The 19,506-nt window shown below is 34.4% G+C and carries 15 protein-coding genes and 2 riboswitches; of the genes, 12 read left to right on the top strand and 3 right to left on the bottom strand.

What is annotated here, in order from left to right; all coding sequences use genetic code 11:
* Positions 1-98: 98 nt before the first annotated feature.
* From GSA01S_RS04560 to clpB, 4 genes are all read left to right on the top strand, one after another.
* Entirely contained in the window at positions 99-1,673 is a 1,575-nt protein-coding gene (locus GSA01S_RS04560; protein WP_066125293.1) for an ABC transporter ATP-binding protein, read from the top strand.
* Positions 1,657-2,703 carry an ABC transporter permease gene (locus GSA01S_RS04555; protein WP_066125291.1) on the top strand — a complete coding sequence of 349 codons (1,047 nt, stop codon included), beginning with the start codon at positions 1,657-1,659 and terminating at the stop codon, positions 2,701-2,703. The genes GSA01S_RS04560 and GSA01S_RS04555 overlap by 17 nt, the downstream gene beginning before the upstream one ends.
* A 13-nt stretch (positions 2,704-2,716) precedes the next feature.
* Complete coding sequence (locus GSA01S_RS04550; RefSeq protein WP_066125289.1) at positions 2,717-3,670, top strand: ABC transporter permease; 954 nt, start codon at positions 2,717-2,719, stop codon at positions 3,668-3,670.
* A gap of 202 nt (positions 3,671-3,872) precedes the next feature.
* A complete protein-coding gene (clpB, locus tag GSA01S_RS04545) occupies positions 3,873-6,482 on the top strand; it encodes an ATP-dependent chaperone ClpB (RefSeq protein WP_066125287.1) in 2,610 nt (869 codons plus the stop codon).
* A 174-nt stretch (positions 6,483-6,656) separates the two neighbouring features.
* Here the strand turns inward: clpB and GSA01S_RS04540 are convergent, their stop codons facing one another.
* Positions 6,657-8,030, bottom strand: a complete 1,374-nt coding sequence (locus GSA01S_RS04540; RefSeq protein WP_066125286.1) for an alanine/glycine:cation symporter family protein — start codon at positions 8,028-8,030, stop codon at positions 6,657-6,659.
* Between the two features lie 133 nt (positions 8,031-8,163).
* A riboswitch (glycine riboswitch) is annotated at positions 8,164-8,250 on the bottom strand.
* 183 nt (positions 8,251-8,433) lie between these two features.
* Here GSA01S_RS04540 and GSA01S_RS04535 point away from each other — a divergent pair.
* Both GSA01S_RS04535 and GSA01S_RS04530 read left to right on the top strand, forming a co-directional pair.
* The gene (locus tag GSA01S_RS04535; protein WP_066125284.1) at positions 8,434-9,876 is read left to right on the top strand and encodes an FAD/NAD(P)-binding protein; all 1,443 of its coding nucleotides are present in this window, start codon (positions 8,434-8,436) and stop codon (positions 9,874-9,876) included.
* A gap of 101 nt (positions 9,877-9,977) precedes the next feature.
* A riboswitch (FMN riboswitch) is annotated at positions 9,978-10,099 on the top strand.
* Positions 10,100-10,233: 134 nt separating this feature from the next.
* Positions 10,234-10,851: an ECF transporter S component gene (locus tag GSA01S_RS04530; protein WP_066125283.1), complete on the top strand. Its 618-nt coding sequence runs from the start codon at positions 10,234-10,236 to the stop codon at positions 10,849-10,851.
* Here GSA01S_RS04530 and GSA01S_RS04525 read toward each other — a convergent pair.
* Positions 10,826-11,026: a ferredoxin gene (locus tag GSA01S_RS04525; protein ID WP_066125282.1), complete on the bottom strand. Its 201-nt coding sequence runs from the start codon at positions 11,024-11,026 to the stop codon at positions 10,826-10,828. The two genes, GSA01S_RS04530 and GSA01S_RS04525, sit on opposite strands and share 26 nt — an antisense overlap.
* Before the next feature lie 169 nt (positions 11,027-11,195).
* Between GSA01S_RS04525 and GSA01S_RS04520 the strand changes: the two genes are divergently transcribed.
* The 6 genes from GSA01S_RS04520 (at position 11,196) to GSA01S_RS04495 (ending at position 18,494) form a co-directional block, all read left to right on the top strand.
* Positions 11,196-11,819, top strand: coding sequence for a LysM peptidoglycan-binding domain-containing protein (locus GSA01S_RS04520; RefSeq protein ID WP_066125280.1), 624 nt, complete (start codon positions 11,196-11,198; stop codon positions 11,817-11,819).
* A 142-nt stretch (positions 11,820-11,961) separates the two neighbouring features.
* Positions 11,962-13,842 carry an acyltransferase family protein gene (locus GSA01S_RS04515; RefSeq protein ID WP_066125278.1) on the top strand — a complete coding sequence of 627 codons (1,881 nt, stop codon included), beginning with the start codon at positions 11,962-11,964 and terminating at the stop codon, positions 13,840-13,842.
* Positions 13,843-14,250: 408 nt separating this feature from the next.
* The gene (locus GSA01S_RS04510) at positions 14,251-16,143 is read left to right on the top strand and encodes an ABC transporter substrate binding protein (protein WP_066125276.1); all 1,893 of its coding nucleotides are present in this window, start codon (positions 14,251-14,253) and stop codon (positions 16,141-16,143) included.
* Positions 16,143-16,928 carry an ABC transporter ATP-binding protein gene (locus GSA01S_RS04505; RefSeq protein WP_066125274.1) on the top strand — a complete coding sequence of 262 codons (786 nt, stop codon included), beginning with the start codon at positions 16,143-16,145 and terminating at the stop codon, positions 16,926-16,928. The genes GSA01S_RS04510 and GSA01S_RS04505 overlap by 1 nt, the downstream gene beginning before the upstream one ends.
* Before the next feature lie 330 nt (positions 16,929-17,258).
* Positions 17,259-17,447 (top strand): hypothetical protein, encoded by a 189-nt coding sequence (locus GSA01S_RS04500; protein WP_066125273.1) that lies wholly within the window; start codon positions 17,259-17,261, stop codon positions 17,445-17,447.
* 342 nt (positions 17,448-17,789) lie between these two features.
* Entirely contained in the window at positions 17,790-18,494 is a 705-nt protein-coding gene (locus tag GSA01S_RS04495) for an MgtC/SapB family protein (RefSeq protein WP_066125272.1), read from the top strand.
* A 468-nt stretch (positions 18,495-18,962) separates the two neighbouring features.
* Here GSA01S_RS04495 and GSA01S_RS04490 read toward each other — a convergent pair whose 3' ends face one another.
* Positions 18,963-19,316 (bottom strand): hypothetical protein, encoded by a 354-nt coding sequence (locus GSA01S_RS04490; protein WP_066125270.1) that lies wholly within the window; start codon positions 19,314-19,316, stop codon positions 18,963-18,965.
* Between the last annotated feature and the right edge of the window lie 190 nt (positions 19,317-19,506).

Raw genomic sequence — 19,506 nt, 5'->3', positions numbered from 1 at the left:
CTATCCAAGTTTCATAAAAAGTATAGCCATTATTTAATAATTATATTAAAATATAGATGATGTAAATTATTATTACTATCAGAAAGTGAGGTTGCCAAATGACTGAAGTTAACTATCCAGTTATTGAGATGCGTGACATTACCAAACAATTTGGTGACTTTTATGCAAATAAAAATATTAATTTAGAATTGCGTAAAGGTGAAATTCATGCATTATTAGGTGAAAATGGTGCTGGTAAGTCAACATTAATGAATATGTTGAGCGGTTTGTTACAACCAACATCCGGTCAAATATACATGCATAATAAACCCGTAGAGATTGTCGATCCAACAACGGCTAATCAATTAGGAATCGGAATGGTTCACCAACATTTCATGTTAATTGAAGACTTCTCAATTGTTGAAAATATTATCCTTGGTAGTGAACCCCAAAAATTTGGAATTATTGATAAGCAATCCGCAAAAGAAGAAATTTTAGAGTTATCGAAACGTTATGGTTTGTCAATTGATCCTGATGCTAAAGTAGAAACCATTAGTGTGGGGATGCAACAACGTGCAGAAATTATTAAAACATTATATCGTGGTGCAGATATTCTAATTTTTGACGAACCAACAGCTGTATTAACACCGCAAGAAATTGATGATTTGATGTTAACTTTAAGAGCTTTAGCTGATGAAGGTAAGTCAATCATTATTATTACCCATAAATTAGATGAAATTAAAAAAGTAGCCGATCGTTGTACAGTAATTCGTCGTGGTGAATCAATTGATACTGTCGATGTAGCCACAACGACTTCTAAAGAACTAGCGGATATGATGGTAGGCCGTTCTGTTAATTTCAGAACTGAAAAAACAGAAGCTAATCCTAGCGAAGTGATGCTAGCAGTTGAAAATTTAGTAGTGAAAAATGAACGAGGTTTAGATGCCGTTCGTAATTTATCTTTCACTGTCCGTAAAGGAGAAATTGTCGGAATTGCCGGTATTGATGGCAATGGGCAAACAGAACTTGTGTTAGCTTTAACTGGATTAATGCCAATAGATTCTGGAGCAGTTCATTTTAAAGGGGAAGAAATTAACAATAAATCAACCCGTGAAATTACTGAAATGGGCATGGCTCATATTCCTGAAGACCGTCATAAATATGGACTTTCATTAGAAACAAAATTAGAAGATAATTTCGTGTTACAAGAATATTATAAAAAACCTTATTCACAAGGCGGCTTCTTAAACTTTAAAGAAATCAATCAAAAAGCATTGCGTTTAATGAAAGAATATGATGTTCGTGCGGCTTCTGAAAAAGTTCCAGCTCGTGCCTTATCAGGTGGAAACCAACAAAAAGCAATCATTGCTCGTGAATTAGATTTAAAACCGGATTTACTCATTGCCGCTAATCCAACGCGTGGATTAGACGTTGGGGCGATTGAATATATTCATAAAGCATTGATCCAACAACGTGATCAAAATAAAGCTGTGTTATTAATGAGTTTTGAATTAGATGAAATATTAAATGTTTCAGATCGCATTATTGTCATGTATGATGGTAAAATTATCGCTACCTTAGATGCGAAAGAGACCAATGAACAAGAGATTGGTCTAATGATGGCAGGAACAAGTTATGATGAAGTATTAAGATTGCGTGAAGAAGGCGGTGTAAACAATGAACAAACAGTTTAGAAGTATTTTAGTTCCCATATTAACTGTCTTCATTGGACTTTTCTTTGGAGCGTTAATCATGTGGGCTTTCAAATTTGACGCGATTGCTGGTTATAAAGCACTTTGGACAGGTGCAGCGGGTTCACCCTTTAATATTGGACAATCATTAAGAGCAGCCACTCCCTTAATATTTACCGGGTTAGGTTTTTCAGTAGCTTATACAGCTGGATTCTTTAATATTGGTCTTTCTGGTCAAGCATTAGCTGGATGGCTAGCTTCTATTTGGGTGGCTTTAGCCTTACCGGATGCACCTAGAATGATTGTCTTACCATTAGCCATCATTGCTGGAATGATTGCAGGTGCGTTTTGGGCTGCGATTGCCGGGGTATTAAAAGCTTACTTTAATACCAGTGAAGTTATTGTGACTATTATGTTAAACTATATTTCTGTTTATATTAGTGACTATTTGGTACGAAATGTGTTAACTAATAAAGGTGATGTAACGCCTCAAATTGGTGACAATGCCACATTACGTGCACCTTGGTTAAGTGAATTAACAAAAGGATCAACCTTACATACAGGGATTTTCTTAGCCGTTGTTGCTGTTATTCTAGTTTGGATTTTTATGGAAAGAACGACCTTAGGTTTCGAATTAAAGACAGTTGGTAAAAACCGTTTTGCCGCTCAATATGCTGGGATGAATGCCAAATGTAATATTATCTTATCAATGGTAATATCAGGTGGTTTGGCTGGTTTAGGTGGCGTAATGAACGGTTTAGGTGAATTCCGTAATATTTTCTTGATGAACGGTGTAGCACCCGCTATAGGATTCGATGGGATGGCCGTTTCATTATTAGGTGGCAACCACCCTATAGGAACTTTATTTGCTGCCATTTTATTTGGTGGATTAAAAACAGGGGGTACGTTAATGCCATTAGCTGCCAAAGTACCATCAGAAATTGTTAATATCGCAATTGCATCCATCATCTTCTTTATCGGTTCACAATATATCATTACGTTCTTCTTAGATCGTAAGAAAACAAATAATTAGGGGGTAGAGTAGCATGGTAAATATGTTAGCATTAATTGTTTCGTCCACTCTTGTTTATTCAGCACCTCTAATTTATACAGCTTTAGGTGGCGTTTTCTCGGAACGTAGTGGAATTGTCAACGTTGGATTAGAAGGAATTATGGTAATGGGTGCGTTTAGTGCGATTATCTTTAACCTTCAGTTTGCTCAAACTTTTGGAAGTTGGACACCTTGGATTGCTACTTTGTTTGGTGGTTTAATTGGTGTATTATTCTCTTCTATTCATGCGGTCGCAACGGTTTCTTTACGTGCGGATCATATTATTTCAGGTACTGTATTGAACTTAGTAGCACCATCTTTAGGTGTTTTCTTGACGCGTGTCATGTTTGATGGAGCAGGGCAAACCGATTTTATCAAACAAAAATTTGGTTATTGGAGTGTACCACTTCTTTCAAAAATTCCAGTGGTAGGGAAGATTTTCTTTAGTCAAACTTCTCAACCAGCTTTTGTTGGGATTGTGGTAGCGATTATTTGTTGGTTTATTGTGTTTAAAACGAGTTTTGGTTTAAGATTACGTTCTGTTGGGGAACATCCTCAAGCAGCCGATACTTTAGGTATTAATGTATACAAAATGCGTTATCTAGGCGTCTTATTATCTGGTTTAATGGGTGGTTTAGGTGGAGCGATTATGGCACAATCAATTAACTCACAATTCGCTATTACGACGATTACTGGACAAGGTTTCATGTCAATGGCAGCAATGATTTTCGGTAAATGGAATCCTATTGGTGCGATGTTGGCCGCTATTTTCTTTGGTTTTGCACAAAGTTTAGCGGTAGTGGGGTCACAAATACCATTTATTAAAAACATCCCTTCAGTTTATTTACAAATTGCGCCTTATGTCATCACCATCTTTGTATTAGTTGGGTTTGTTGGAAACTCTAAAGGACCAGCAGCTAACGGAACGACTTATATTAAATCTAAATAATATCTTTTAAATAAGTGGACAAAAGGCTAGGTCAGTTCATGACTACTTTTGTCCCTTTTTTAATTTAAAAATATAGTCAAAAATGGTCAAAAAATCCTTGACCTTTCTTAACCAAAGGTATATAATATAGTTAAGCTCTTAAAGAGAGCTACTTTTATAGGAAAAATTCACTGACTATATTTGACCAAAGGGGTGTTATTGAATGATTGAAAAAATGACAACAGCCATGCAAGAAGCTTTGGCACAAGCACAACAAATTGCGATGACAAGAAAACATCAAGAAATTGATATTCCACATTTATGGCGCATTTTTGTTCAACCCGATAGTTTTGCTTATAATTTATACCATGAATTCCAATTAAATATGGATGATTTCCAAAGAAAAATCGAACAAGAAATTGATAAGTTGCCGTCGATAACAGGAAGTAATGTTCAGTATGGACAGCAAATTAGTCAACGCTTATCGATGTTATTCCAAAAAGCTAATCAATTAGCACAGGATCAACAAGATCAATATTTATCGACTGAAATGGTAGTGTTAGCACTATTTGACCAAAAAAACAATCCATTAACAGAATATTTAATTTCAAACAATGTCACCGAAGCCAAGATGAAAGCAAGAATTGATAATTTAAGAGGAGGCGAGTCTGTGACTTCACAAAATCAAGAACAAACTTATGAATCTTTAGAAAAATATGCCACTAATTTAAATGAGGCAGTAAAACAAAATAAATTAGATCCAGTAATTGGTCGTGATGAAGAAATTCGTGATGTGATACGAATTTTATCAAGAAAGACTAAAAATAATCCGGTATTAATCGGTGAACCAGGTGTTGGTAAAACAGCAATTGTTGAAGGATTAGCCCATCGTATTGTACGTAAAGATGTACCAGATAATTTAAAAGGGAAACAAGTTTACTCATTAGATATGGGTTCATTAATTGCGGGTGCAAAATATCGTGGTGAGTTCGAAGAACGATTAAAAGCGGTATTAAAAGAAGTAACGAAATCGGAAGGTAATATTATCCTGTTCATAGATGAAATTCATACGATTGTCGGTGCCGGTAAGTCCGAAGGAGCAATGGATGCCGGTAATATTCTAAAACCAATGTTAGCTCGTGGTGAAATCCATTGTATCGGAGCTACCACTTTAGATGAATATCGTGAAAACATTGAAAAAGATAAAGCATTGGAACGTCGTTTCCAAAGAGTGTTAGTCCAAGAACCAACGGTGGAAGACACCATTAGTATTTTGCGTGGATTAAAAGAACGTTTTGAAATCCACCACGGTGTTAATATTCATGATAATGCTTTAGTCGCTGCGGCAACTTTATCTAATCGTTATATTACCGATCGTTTCTTACCAGATAAAGCGATTGACTTAGTCGATGAGGCTTGTGCGACGATTCGTGTTGAAATTAATTCGATGCCAACAGAAATGGATACTGTGAATCGTCGTTTAATGCAATTAGAAATTGAAGAAGCAGCTCTTAAAAAAGAAACGGATGATGCAAGTAAAAAACGTTTAGAATCTTTACAAGAAGAATTAGCTGAACTTCGTGAAACAGCCAATGAATTAAAGATGCGTTGGGAAGTAGAAAAAGAAGCGATGAATGAATTACGTGATAAACGTCAAGAAATTGATGATTTAAGACGTCAATTAGAAGAAGCAGAGTCCGAGTATCAATTAGAAAAAGCGGCTGAATTAAGACATGGTCGTATACCTGCATTAGAAAAAGAACTGAAAGAATTAGAAGCGAAACAATTAGGGCAAACAGAACGTCTAACACAAGAAAGTGTTACTGATGAGGAAATTGCTAAAGTTGTCGGTCGTTTAACAGGTATTCCCGTTACGAGATTAGTTGAAGGTGAAAGAGAAAAATTATTAAAATTAGATGAAACATTACACCAACGAGTAATCGGCCAAGATGAAGCGGTCACAAAAGTCTCAGAAGCGGTATTAAGAAGCCGTGCCGGTTTACAAAATCCTAATCGACCAATTGGTTCATTTTTATTCTTAGGACCTACAGGTGTCGGTAAAACGGAATTAGCGAAAGCTTTAGCTGAGGTATTATTTGACGATGAACACCACATCGTACGTATCGATATGTCTGAATATATGGAAAAACATACGGTCAGCCGATTAGTTGGAGCGCCTCCAGGATATATTGGTTATGAAGAAGGCGGACAATTAACGGAGGCAGTTAGACGTAGTCCGTACTCAATTGTCTTATTAGATGAAATTGAAAAAGCCCATCCAGATGTCTTTAATATTTTATTACAAGTATTGGATGATGGTCGTTTAACAGATTCAAAAGGACGGACTGTAGACTTTAAAAACACTGTCTTAATTATGACAAGTAATATCGGTTCACCATTATTGTTAGAAGGTGTTGATGAAAATGGTCAAATCGCTGAAGAAACTGCGAGCCAAGTTCGTCAATTGTTAAGAACACACTTCAAACCAGAGTTCTTAAATCGGATTGATGATACCATTATGTTTACACCATTATCAATGGATCATATGGGCGCTATTGTCGAAAAATTATTGATACAATTAAAAGAACGTTTAGCTTATCAAGATATTCATTTAACTGTGACGAAAGAAGCGATTGAATGGATTGCACGCAATGGTTATGATCCGATTTATGGTGCACGTCCATTGATGAGATTTATTACACGAGAAACTGAAACACCACTCGCTCGTTTAATTATTAAAGGCGATATTTTGCCAGGTCAATTGGTTACTGTCGACTTGATTGATAATCAATTGAATTTCCAAGCTAAAGACACAGTTGTTACAGAAAACTAAACAAGAGTCTAATCCTTGTATATAAATATTATAGTGACTCATTGAAGAAAAATTGATTCCTAGTTAAATCTTAAAAATTAAACGATTAACTTAGGAATTCGTATAAAAACTTGACGCAAACAGCTTGCATCATAACCTCTATGGCAGGTTATGTAAGTTGTTTGCGTCTTTTATTTAGTAATACTTTATTGGTTCTAATCGAGTTACATTATTATATTGTTTTGCTTTAACATAAGCTCGAGTTTCATTGATGATAATCGGCGATAAGGCAATCAGTGAAATAAGATTGGGAATGGCCATTAACCCATTGACGATATCAGCAATAATCCATACTAAGTCTAAATTTAAAAACGAACCGATAAAGACCATGGAAACAAAAAATAGATGATAATAGCGAATATATTTCAAACCAAATAAAAATTCAAAACAACGTTCACCGTAGTAATTCCATCCTAAAATGGTAGTAAAGGCAAATAAAGATAAACTAATGGTCAAAATGAAGGTACCGTATTCACTAAAATAAGCATTAAATGCATATTGTGTCATACTGGCTCCACGGAACTCTGTTTGCCAAGCACCGGTAATAATTAAGACAATACCTGTTAAGGTACAAATAATGATTGTGTCGATAAACGTTCCTGTCATTGAAACTAAACCTTGCTCAACCGCAGAGTTTGATTTTGCTGCAGCACTGGCAATCGGCGAACTACCTAATCCCGATTCGTTTGAAAACACACCACGAGCAATACCGTTCTGAATGGCAGCTTTCATAGTAGAACCGACAAATCCACCCGTAGCGGCCGTTTTAGTGAAAGCAGATTGAATAACAAGTAATAAGCTATCATCTAATAACTGCCAATTGGCTATAATGATAAAAAGACATGCTGCAATATACAAAAGAGCCATAAAAGGGACGATAAAACTAGCGACTTTTGAAATAATCGTAATACCACCAAAGACAATTAGCATGACTAACAAGGCTAAAATAAAACCCGTAAGCAAGTTTGGTAGCGCAAATTGATTGTGGAGCGCTTCTGTAATGGCATTGACTTGTGTGAAAGTTCCAATACCAAAAAGCGCTACTAAGATACCACTAAAGGCGAACATCGTCGCTAATGGACGATATTTCTGTCCCATACCGTTTAAAATATAATACATCGGTCCGCCAGAAACATGTTGCTGTTCATCTTTAACACGAAATTTAACAGCTAACAGACCCTCTGAATATTTGGTTGCCATCCCAAACAGTGCTGCAAACCACATCCAAAATAAAGCACCAGGTCCACCGATAGCAATGGCGGTCGCTACGCCAACAATATTACCTGTTCCCACTGTACCTGCTAATGTTGTACAAAGAGCAGCAAAACTGGAAATATCGCCATCTGAATCTGTTTCATTTTTAAAGATTAAACGCAAACTATGGAACAATTGATTAAATTGTATTCCTCTTAAAACGAATGTTAAATAAATACCTGTTCCTACTAATAAGATTAAAAGGGGAGGTCCCCAAATAAAATCATCAATCATTTGAAATAAATCTACTACCATTCATACCACTCCTATTTTATAATGTTATTATCAATAAAAAAAGAGCAATAGATTTCTCTATTACTCCGGAATTGGTAAGAAGTTGTTATGGTATCATGTTATAATATAATAGGTATAACAAATAAACCATCAAAACAATTTCTCTGTCCTTTTGCCTGAGAGATTGAGCAAAGCCTTGCCCCTTCGGCGCCAAATTAATGGTCTCTCCAGAGATCCGTCATTTAACAGTCTTACTTATTGCTAAGTACCTGAGAGTTTTGCTCCTTCGGTGGGGATGATCGAATCCACGCTCTTCTGCTAAATATCAACCGGTATTGATAATATAATGATAGCTTAGGCTATTTTGAAGAAAAAGTCAATGAGAAATTAAAAATCTATGAGAAAAAATATTAGGAGGCTATTAATGGAAAGAGTAGCGATTATTGGATTAGGTATTAGTGGCTCGGGCGTCTTACGAGCCTATCAAAAAATAAAGAGTCAGGAGCCTTCATTGGAAATTGACATCCATGCTTATGATATTAATGAGCGAATCGGAAAAGGGATTCCTTTTAGTGAAGATTACTTGGGCGCATTAATTAATTCACGAAGTTATGAAATCAGTTTTGATTATGAAAATATGGAAGAGTATTATCATTGGTTAAAAAACAATCCTGATTATCAACCAGATGACTATACAGCCCGTTCATGGTATGGTGATTATAATCTAGAAAAAACCAATGAACTCATCCAAGCGTTGCAGGTAACTGTTCATCACCATATGGTTAAAACAGTGGATTATCAAAAGGGACAATGGGTCATCGAAGACGATAATGGACAAGTAAACTTATTTGATCGCGTTCATCTTTGTTGCGGAGAATTGCCGGTTATCGATCATTATCAGTTATTAGGAAAAAAACAATATATTCATAATCCGTATCCTTTAACTCAAATTAAAGATAATTTTACGGATCAAGATCATGTAGCGGTGATTGGTACAGGTTTAACCAGTATTGATATCATTAAATATTTAATTCATGAAACAAACGTTGAGAAAATTTTTGTCTTTTCAAAAAGCGGCTATTTTCCAACTGTAAGAGGCGATGATCAAGTTCCTGAATTTCACTATTTGACTGAAGAAAAAATGAATCAATTGATTGAGCAACGTTCAGGTTATTTGTATTTCGAAGATTTCCAAGAATTATTGTTAAATGAGATGAAACATTATAGTTTTGATCTAGACGAAATTATCGTTCAGTATTTTGCAACGGGTGTTAGGGGATTGAGGTCAACAATAGCTAACTCTGAAAGAGTTGGTAAATTACAAGCGATTGCTTTACAAGTTACCAATTTATTAACCACAGGATGGCGCGCCATGCGTCAAACAGATCGTGAACAATATGCAGCTAAATACCATAAATTAATTGTTAAATTAAGAAACCCAGTTCCACCTTCATCAGCAGAAGAAATTATTGAAGCTGTTAACAAAGAAAGAGTGATCATCTTTGATGAAGTATCCGATATCGAATCCATCGATAATGACGGTTTTGCTTTGGTGTTAGAAAACCCAGATCATCAAAAGGTAGATTGGGTCATTAATACGACAGGGATGGCATTGAAAAATAAAGCAGATTTAACAAAAGATTCCTTATTATATCATTTAGTGAATAGTGAATATATTCAGATTGATGATTTTGGTGGTATATCAATCAATATTGAAACAGGCAATATTATTTCCCCTAAATTTGGCGAAATTGACACTTTACATGCTCATGGTATGTTAATCGAAGGGGTTGTTTATCAAAATAATTCTACGATTAAAATTCAAGAGTTTTCTGAAAGATTATTGCGGAGTATTTACTTTAACTAAAGATAATCAAGTCGAAATATCTTTTTAAATTAAATTGAAATTTTGATTTTGAAGTAATTTGACATTTTTTTGAAAATGCTTTATAATTAAGTTAATAAAATAAAAGTCTTCAGGGCAGGGTGTAATTCCCGACCGGTGGTAAAGTCCACGAGCTAATGGTGCCATTAGTTGAACTGGTGTAATTCCAGTACCGACAGTAAAGTCTGGATGGGAGAAGATGGATACGTCATTCATGTTTTTTAAACGTGTAGTGTATTTGCTGAAGATTTTACAATAGCAAGTATACTGCACGTCTTTTTATTTGAATAACGTAACCAATCCCTTTTAGCTCACATAGAGACAAAAAGGAGAGAAAAAATGAAAAATAAAAATTTGTTTTCGTTAGTAATGTTGGCGATCTTAGGTGCATGGGCAATCGTGTTGAGGATGTTTGATTTTCCGATTTTACCGTCCGCACCATTTTTAAAAGTTGACTTTAGTGATTTAATGGTCTTAATCGGCATGATGATTAAAGGACCTATTGGCGCAGTAGCTGTCGCATTAATAAGGGATTCAGTTAACTATATGATGAAAGGTGGGGAAGCAGGGCTTCCTATTGGCACCATGATGAGTTTTCTTGCTAGTATGGCGATGTTCTTACCGACACATTTTATTTTAAAACATGCTGATCGTTTTAAACCAACTGTTCGTAAAATATTTATGAGTTTAACACTCATTTTAGGTTTAGTCCTTTCAATGGGATTATTTAACTATTTTGTTGCCTTACCCATTTATGTGACGGTCATGAATTTCCCAATTCCGGATATTACGGCCTATTTATTAAGTGTTATTATCCCATTTAATTTTATAAAAGGGATCATTCTATCAGTGGGGCAATTAATTGTCGTTGAAAAAATTTGGCCAGAAATTTCAAAACGAAATATTGAATATGAAGATTATCATTTACCGATTAATTCTTCGAAGGTAACCATTTAATGGCTTTTGTAGGACAATCATGAATGGCACGCTCACTTGCAGCTTGTTGCTGAGGTGAGCTTTCTTTTTTTACAAATGCAATCCCTTCATCATTACAATCAAATACTTCGGGGAAATTTAAAAAACACTTGCCACAAGCAATACATTTCTCTGGAATAACGTGTAATTGTGTCATAATGGGCTCCTTTTCTTAAAATAATATTACAATTTAGTATCAAATAGGTGTAAAATGCTTACAGATATGGTATAGTAATGTTATTATATCATGTGATGTATATTTAGTATATCATCAAACAGAACGCATACTTATGTTCATAATTGTAACATAAATAGGAGGAATTGTAATGACAACGGATAATGAAAATTCACGCCGTCCAGAACCCAATGAAACGGTTGACAAAGCAAAGGCGCCTTGGAACAATCGCTTTGGTTCTGATGAGAATTTAAAACAAAGAAAGTATTCAAGAACCTCTAGAAACCAACCTGTCAAAGAAGCATCGAATATGTCTAGAGTTTTATTAGGGATTTTATTTTTAACTGTATTAACACCATTTTTATTATATTGGTTTGTTAAAGCTAATACGCCTACAAATAACAATACCCCTCAAACTGCTACTAGCGTGATGATTACGCGTAAATCAGAAGCGACGACCGAATCAAAAGCAGAAGAAGAAACGACGACTAGTGGAACCTTTGTGCAAAATGGAAACAATGAGGGCGAAGAAGAGACAGTCGCACCAGTTGATGTTAATGAGACAACGGCAGAAGTGGCACAAGTAACGGAACCACCAGTGACAGAAGCTGTTACGGAAGCACAACCAAGTGGACAAACTCATACAGTTGCAGCAGGCGAAACTTGGTATGGTATCGCTAGAACTTATGGGGTAGACGTGAATGCTTTAGCAGCAGCCAATGGGGTTACGACTGACTCACCAATTTATCCAGGAAATACTTTGGTGATTCCTTAATTCTTTTAATATAATTTAAATTTTCTGGGGCTAATAGTCCCAGTTTTTTTATTATATTTTTATACTTTTTTTTAGCATTAGTTCATTGAAAATTCATAATAATATGATAGACTTAACTTTGTCATATGAGGGAGAGTGTCTTATGGATTTAGAGAAAAAGCAAGTTGCAGTAACTAAAAGAATTACGGGTCTCGATGGTTTAAGAGGATTATCAATTTTACTGGTTATTTTATATCATTTTTTCCCAAGAGTTGTTAAAGGTGGTTATTTAGGAGTTCCACTTTTGTTTATTTTATCTGGATATTTATTATCAAGTTTAGATACCAAAAAGTGGCATAGAGACCAATATTCGATTCTAAGATTTTATCAATCAAGAGTAAAAAGAATCTTTCCGCCATTATTCTTGTTTATTGGACTTATTTCATTATTTTGTTATTTATTTTTACCAAGATTATTAATTGGACGTACACCGGAAGTGATGAGTGCTTTTCTAGGCTATAATAACTTTTGGCAAATTGCTCAAAATGCATCTTATTTTGATCGAGTCACCAGTGCTTCACCCTTTACACATTTATGGTCTTTAGCGATTGAATTACAATTTTATCTCGTTTGGCCATGGGTATTTGTCATTTATCAAAAAGCTAAAGCACGAGGGAATGATTATCGGGTATTGTTTTTAATGCTGACGGGTATTTCGATGCTTTGTATGGCCTTTGGTTATTATAAGGGAGTCGATATCTCGATTTTGTATTATCACACCGCGACGCGTATTTCCGCGATTTTATTAGGTGTGTGGTTAGGTTTAGTGCGATCTAGTAAAATCACACGATTTATAGAAGAGTTTAGTGTTAATCGTTTGTATTTAACATTTGGTGCCATTTTAGCGGTCACAATTTTGGCGGTATTCTTGATGGATGGTCAATATCCTTCTACCTATTATATCGGACTTTCAATGATGACGTTTTTATTTGGTATCCTTTTAATTTTGGCCATTCAAAATCATTTACCATTTGGACGTCTGCTTGACAATCCAGTGTTAACTTATATTGGATCTAGAGGATATGAGTTATACCTATGGCATTATGCGGTCATGTTTATATCCAACTCGCTAAAAATTAAACCAAGTTTCATTAGTTTAACAATACAATTTTTAATCTTTATCTTATTAGCGGAGTTGTCATATCGATTAATTAATAATAAATTTAATTTCGTTAGTCAATGGTTTAAAGATGAAGCTGCGTTTCAGCAATATGTAAAAATGACGCGTAATGTATTTTATGGCGTATCTGCCTTAGGGCTAGCTTTACTTTTAGTCACATCATCAAAAGCGGATGATTCCAAGAGTAAATTAGAAGCTGATTTGGCAGCTAATAGTGAGTTGTTAGCAAAACAAAGGGAGATAGCTAAGGAAAATCAATCAGCAGAAACGACGATTGACATGGTTAATGAAACCGAAACAACGGTTGCAACAACCGCTGAATCTGATGATGATTCTGAAGCTGAACCGGAAACAACGACCGTCACGCAGGACAGTGCAGATGTGACCCAACAACCGATTACTTTAATTGGTGATTCCGTTTTATTAGGTTCAGTAAAAGAAGTTCAAGCAGCATTTCCAAATGCATACATTGAAGCCGAGGAATCACGTCAAGCCTATGAAGTAGCAGATTTATTTAGACAGATGATTGCTAATGGAACGATGGCTAATCGTGTGGTAATTGCCTTAGGTACCAATGGCTACTTTGATATTAGTTATGGTCAAGAATTAATGGACTTACTTGGCCCAGATCGTGAAGTTTATTGGGTAACCGTTTATGGAGAGTTTTTACAATGGGAAGCCAGTACGAATCAAGTAATCTATGAGCTAGCCAGTCAATATCCGAATTTAAAAATTGTTGATTGGGAATCTCAGGTCAAAAATCATCGGGATTGGATTATTGATGATGGCATTCATCCTGATATTGGTGGACGCGATCAATATGCACGTATTCTAAAAGAAACCATTGAAGCGAACCAACCTTAGTAATTGGATTAGTAAATCCATCAGTAATAAAGGACTTGCTATTAACTATTAAATTAAATCCTTTTTCATAAAATTAAAATATAATGAAAATACCATTGACACGCTTTCAATCCGGTGTTATTATTAAGATAACATTTAGGAGAGGAGCCACAGAGTATGTTTTCAATTTTTTCAACAAACTCAAATCGCTGGCAAAGTTGGCATAGATAGGTTGTAGACTTGGAGAACATACTCCACGGATACAGCCCAGTTTAGACTGTTCTGTATCTATGTGGCGATTTTCAAGAGTTTACCACGTAGATGTACTGATATTACATACTATGTGGTATTTTTTTATGCTCGACAAGGGTCCCATAGTATGTGGGGCCAGTGTCGAGCTTTTTATTTTATAAGAAATGAGGAAAAAAGATGCGTAAACTTTATAAGTTATTTACAACACTGTTAGCTTTAACAGTTATGATGTCATTATCCATTAATATCCAAATCGCTTCAGCAAAAGAGGAAGCTAAAGTTGCTATTATTCAATTAGTAAGTCATCCTTCATTGGATCAAATTGTGTTGGGGATTAAAGAAGGACTGGCTGAAGGTGGGTATCAAGAAGGCGATAATTTAACCATTGAATTTCATAATGCAGAAGGGGATATGAATTTGCTTGGTTCAATTGCGGATACGGTTATTCATAATCAACCTGATTTAATTTTTGCAGTAACAACACCCGTTGCTCAAGCAGTAGCCGATGCAACTACGGAGATTCCTATTGTATTAGCAGGTATTACCGATCCGCTTGCAGCTTCATTAGTTGATTCATTGGACCAGCCAGGTGGCAACATTACCGGTGTTAGTGACGCTGTTCAGTTTGAGGAACAATTTGATTTAATCGTTAAATTACAACCCGATTTAAAAACTTTAGGTATGCTTTATACAACGAGTGAAGACAATTCCTTAGCAGAATTGAAAAAAGCTGAAGTCGTAGCAGAAAAATATAATATAGAAACAATCATTACGGGGATTGATTCTACACTAGATATGCAATTAGTCGCAGAAAATTTAGCTAAACAAGTGGATGCTATTTTTGTTGGTTCTGATAATTCCATCGCCAGCTCAATTGATACTTTATTAGATGTAACCGATAAAGCAGGCATTCCGGTATTTACGACGATTGACAGTTTTGTCGAAAAAGGCGCTTTATCAGCGATCGCCATTAATCAAAAATCCATTGGGATACAATCAGCAACGATGGGGATTGACATCCTAAAAGGTCAAAATCCAGCTGAAATGCCGATTCAATTAGTAACAAATAAACAACCTGTTTATAATTATGAAACGGCTGAAAAATTAGGCATTACGATTGATGAACAAGAAGAAAGTATGATTGCAGAAAATGAAGTTAACACAACTGCCACAACAAATAATAATTTTTCAATTTATTTTAATGCGATGTCTCAAGGGATTTTATGGGGCATTATGGGGATTGGTTTATATATAACATTCCGTATTTTACGATTTGCTGATTTAACGAGTGAAGTCTCATTTACCATGGGTGCATCAGTAGCAGTTGCATTAGTGTCAAGTGGAGTTCATCCATTGATCGCAACACTAGTAGCTGTATTGGGAGGCATGGTGACAGGTTATGTCACTGGACTTTTAATGACCTTGTTTGATATACCTTCCTTATTAGCTGGTATTATTACTTTAACAGGTTTTTATTCAATCAATCTGAGAATTATGGGCAAACCCAATGTTTCATTTAGAGGATTATCGACCATTTATGACACCTTATCGAGCCTATTCGCTTCAGATATTTTACAAAGAACACTCATTGGTCTGGCGACAGTTGGGGTTGTTATTCTTTTGTTAGCTTTATTCTTTAAAACTGACTTTGGACAAGCTGTAATCGCAACCGGTGATAATGAAATAATGGCAGACGCATTAGGTATTTCAACCGCACGTATGAAACGTTTTGCTTTAGTATTAGCTAATGGGATTATCGGTTTAAGTGGTGCTTTAATTGCGCAAGACAATGGCTATGCTGATATCTCAATGGGGGTCGGAACTGTGGTAGTGGCTTTATCATCGATTGTAATCGGCGAAGTGTTACTCAAAAATTTAACTTTACCATTAAGACTGTTATCGATTGTTGCTGGAGCGGTTATCTATCGTTTAATCCTTGTTTATGTATTGCAATTAGGATTTAATGCCAATGATTTTAAATTAATTTCCGCTACCGTTTTAGCAATTTTCTTAGCTTTACCTTCAATTTCTAAAAGATTCAAAGGTCTTAAGAAAGGTGGTGCTCAATAATGAGTCAAGCAACTATTGAATTAAATCAAGTAACGAAACATTTTCAACGTCAAACAGGTGAACAAGTAGTTGGCTTAAATAATATAAATTTAAAGATTAATGCAGGCGAAGTGATTGGCGTCATTGGGACTAATGGAGCCGGTAAATCTACTTTGATGAATTGTTTAACCGGTCAATTACCTATTGATAGTGGTGAAATCTTAATTGAAGGAGTCGCCATCCGGAAAATGAAGAAGCGTGATATTGCTAAAAGAATAGGGCGTGTCTTTCAAAATCCTCAGATGGGCACCGCACCACGAATGACCGTCTTTGAAAATTTAATGCTAGCTCAAAAACGAGGTGAACAACGAGGCTTTTCTCGCTCACTAACTAAAGAAAATTATAAAAAAATGTTGAAGGAATTAGCAGCCTTTAAACTAGATTTAGAAAACCGTTTAGACGTCCCCATGGAAAATTTATCAGGTGGTCAAAGACAAGCGGTATCACTGATTATGGCGACCATCCAAAAACCAGAATTATTATTATTAGACGAACATACAGCCGCATTGGATCCTAGAACTGCCAAGCAAGTGATGGCAATGACGCAATTGATGATCAAAACTTATGGGTTGACGACTTTAATGATTACTCACCATTTGCAAGATGCGCTTGATTATTGCGATCGTTTAATTGTGATGCATCGTGGACAAATTAGTCGTATTTATCAAAAGACAGAGTTGGCCACATTGACAGCAGGGGACTTATACCAAACATTAGAAAATTTAGTGATTGAAGATGCTAATTAATTAAAGAATCGACGACCGAGTGTACTTAAATACATTCGGTTTTTTAATGGCTGTTTTAGAATCGAACGATTGTTTTAATCGTATACTAACTTATGTATATAGTATTTAATAACAGAGCTTGTTTGTGAAATTAAATTAATATTTTAATGAAAACAAGATGAATAATAAATGTGAAAAATGTTATTAATCGTTTACATTATGTGTATTTGAATCATTTTATGAAAACATGATAAGTCATTTTAAATGTATTCTTTATTGTGAAAATCTTCGTATATTGTTATAATTTAGATGAAGGTTGCATTCGATGTTTTTTTTGAAAGGAAAAGGATCATGGAACAAAATACAGCTAAAAGACAATCAAAATTAGTTTTTCAAACGATGGTAAAGAATTGTAAATATCAGCCAGTAAGTTTTATCAATACAGAAGAAGTTCAAGAAAAGCGCAAAGTTTACACGCCTAATGAACATACGTCAATCATTGTTAGAAAAGCATCGTGGTTCGAACAATTATTCAAATAAATCAATTATTGAACGGGTAATCTACTGACTGCTCGTTTTTTAAGTTTATAACTAGCGTACAATAAGTGTAAAAAGAAATGTAAATTAATATAATAAAGAATGTTCAAAAAATCAATATAGTTTTCTAAAAATTACAAAAATATCATAACGAGTTTTTATAAAGGTTTAGTTTAGCTAGTTTAAATATCAAGGAATATTTTAGAGAAAATATTAAAAAGAATAAATGTTATTAAGGTCAGACGCATAATTATATAATTTCTTTGTTTTAAACGAAAATTAAGTAAGGGAACCCATTTGTTTTTTCTCGGAATATTTTATAATATATATTTATGAGGTGATAGAATGGACATTGTATTGACAATTGAGGAAATTATTATAAGATTGGTAGTTTCATGTATATTTGGTTTTCTGATAGGCTTAAATCGCGAAAAACATTCATCAGCTGGTGTTAGAACTCATATGATTTTAGCTGTAGGAGTTTGTGTTATAACATTAGTTCAAGTAGATATGACAGCTGAAACAATCCGGTGGAATATGGAGAATTCTGACTATTTAGGAGCAGTAAGTAGTGATATAGGTAGGTTAACTGCACAAATTGTTTCAGGAATTGGTTTTTTGGGATCAGGTTTAATTTTAGTTAGAAATGATAGAACTGTAGATGGAATGACTTCTGCAGTATCTTTATGGACTGTTGCAAGTATTTCAATTGCTATTGGTTATGGAGAATATCTTGTAAGTTTAATTGGTGCTGGATTATTGTTAATTATTTTAACAACTATGAATTCAAAGAAAACAAAATATGGAATATTGCAATTAAATGTTAATTTTAAAGAGCAGGGGTTTACGCATCAGGAATTGAATGAATTTTTAAAAAAATACGGCGGAAAAACTGTAAATTATTCGATGGAACATATTTTCGACGAGGATAATAGTATGGAATATCGATATATTTTTGAAATCGAGTATCGTGGTTTTATTGATAAAATTGATTTTATAGAATCATTTATTAAACAGTATGACAAATTGACTTTTATTGCACTTTCATAAATTGATTAAAAAATAGATTTAGCAATTGTATTTTGAAATAAATAGAAAAGACTTTTCATTAACATTAAGTTAACATGGTGTTTAAATTATATTTCATCAGTTGGTTTTTATAATGTATATTATGTTAACCCAGATATATTATTATTCCAGCACGACTCCCCACTCGTTTTTATGTTGTGAGTTGACAGGAACTTGGTAACTCTAATGACAGAATGTTGGTAACTCCCTCTTAAACTTTGTTCAATTATGAGAAACATGATGATAATTTGATTAATTTGTGACAAAATGTTGGTAACTCTATTCAATTTAGACGCATTAATGACAGCGAGATGGTAACTAGACTCATGAGTTACCATCTCGCTGTCATTTTCTAAACGTTGATACTAATATGGTTCAAGAGCTGTTGTTTGAATTTTTTAGACTAATAATGTGATTTTTCACAATCTTCTTTTAAATTATAATTCTAATTTATTGTATCTCACTTTGCATCTTTTTTATAGCTGATTTCCTAAAATCCTCTACAATTTCTTCATAAATATTTTTAGTTTTGGCTAATATTGTATCATATACTTCTTTTACCGTTACATCTGTTTCATATGCTGGTGTATATATTGTTAAAAATTCTTTATCGTCTGTCGTTTCATTTTTAATGATGAATGGTTTCCAAGTATCATCATTTTCTTCTAGTTGTCGAACCCCCTCGTTAAGTACATAGATACTGAACAAGAAAAATACTTCAATTAACGATTTTACAAGTTGATAGTCGCTTCCATATAAGTATTTACTGATGAATCCAGCGATAAATTCTTGGTCTATATACATATACTGTGGTTTGCCTGCGTAATGCGTAATCCTATAATAGTAACCTCTATCTGAATAATAATTTTAAAAAATATAATTAAAATTAGGAATATCTATGATGTTCTGTGCATTGGTTTCACGGTCATTTGGGTAAAGTATAATATCAAATAATTTCTCCCTGTATTTGATATTATTACTTGATAAAATTGTC

This window comes from Globicatella sanguinis NBRC 15551, assembly GCF_001552295.1.
Taxonomy (GTDB): domain Bacteria; phylum Bacillota; class Bacilli; order Lactobacillales; family Aerococcaceae; genus Globicatella; species Globicatella sanguinis.
The sequence above is the reverse complement of the archived record's forward strand: the minus strand, read 5'-3'. Positions and strand labels throughout refer to the sequence as shown.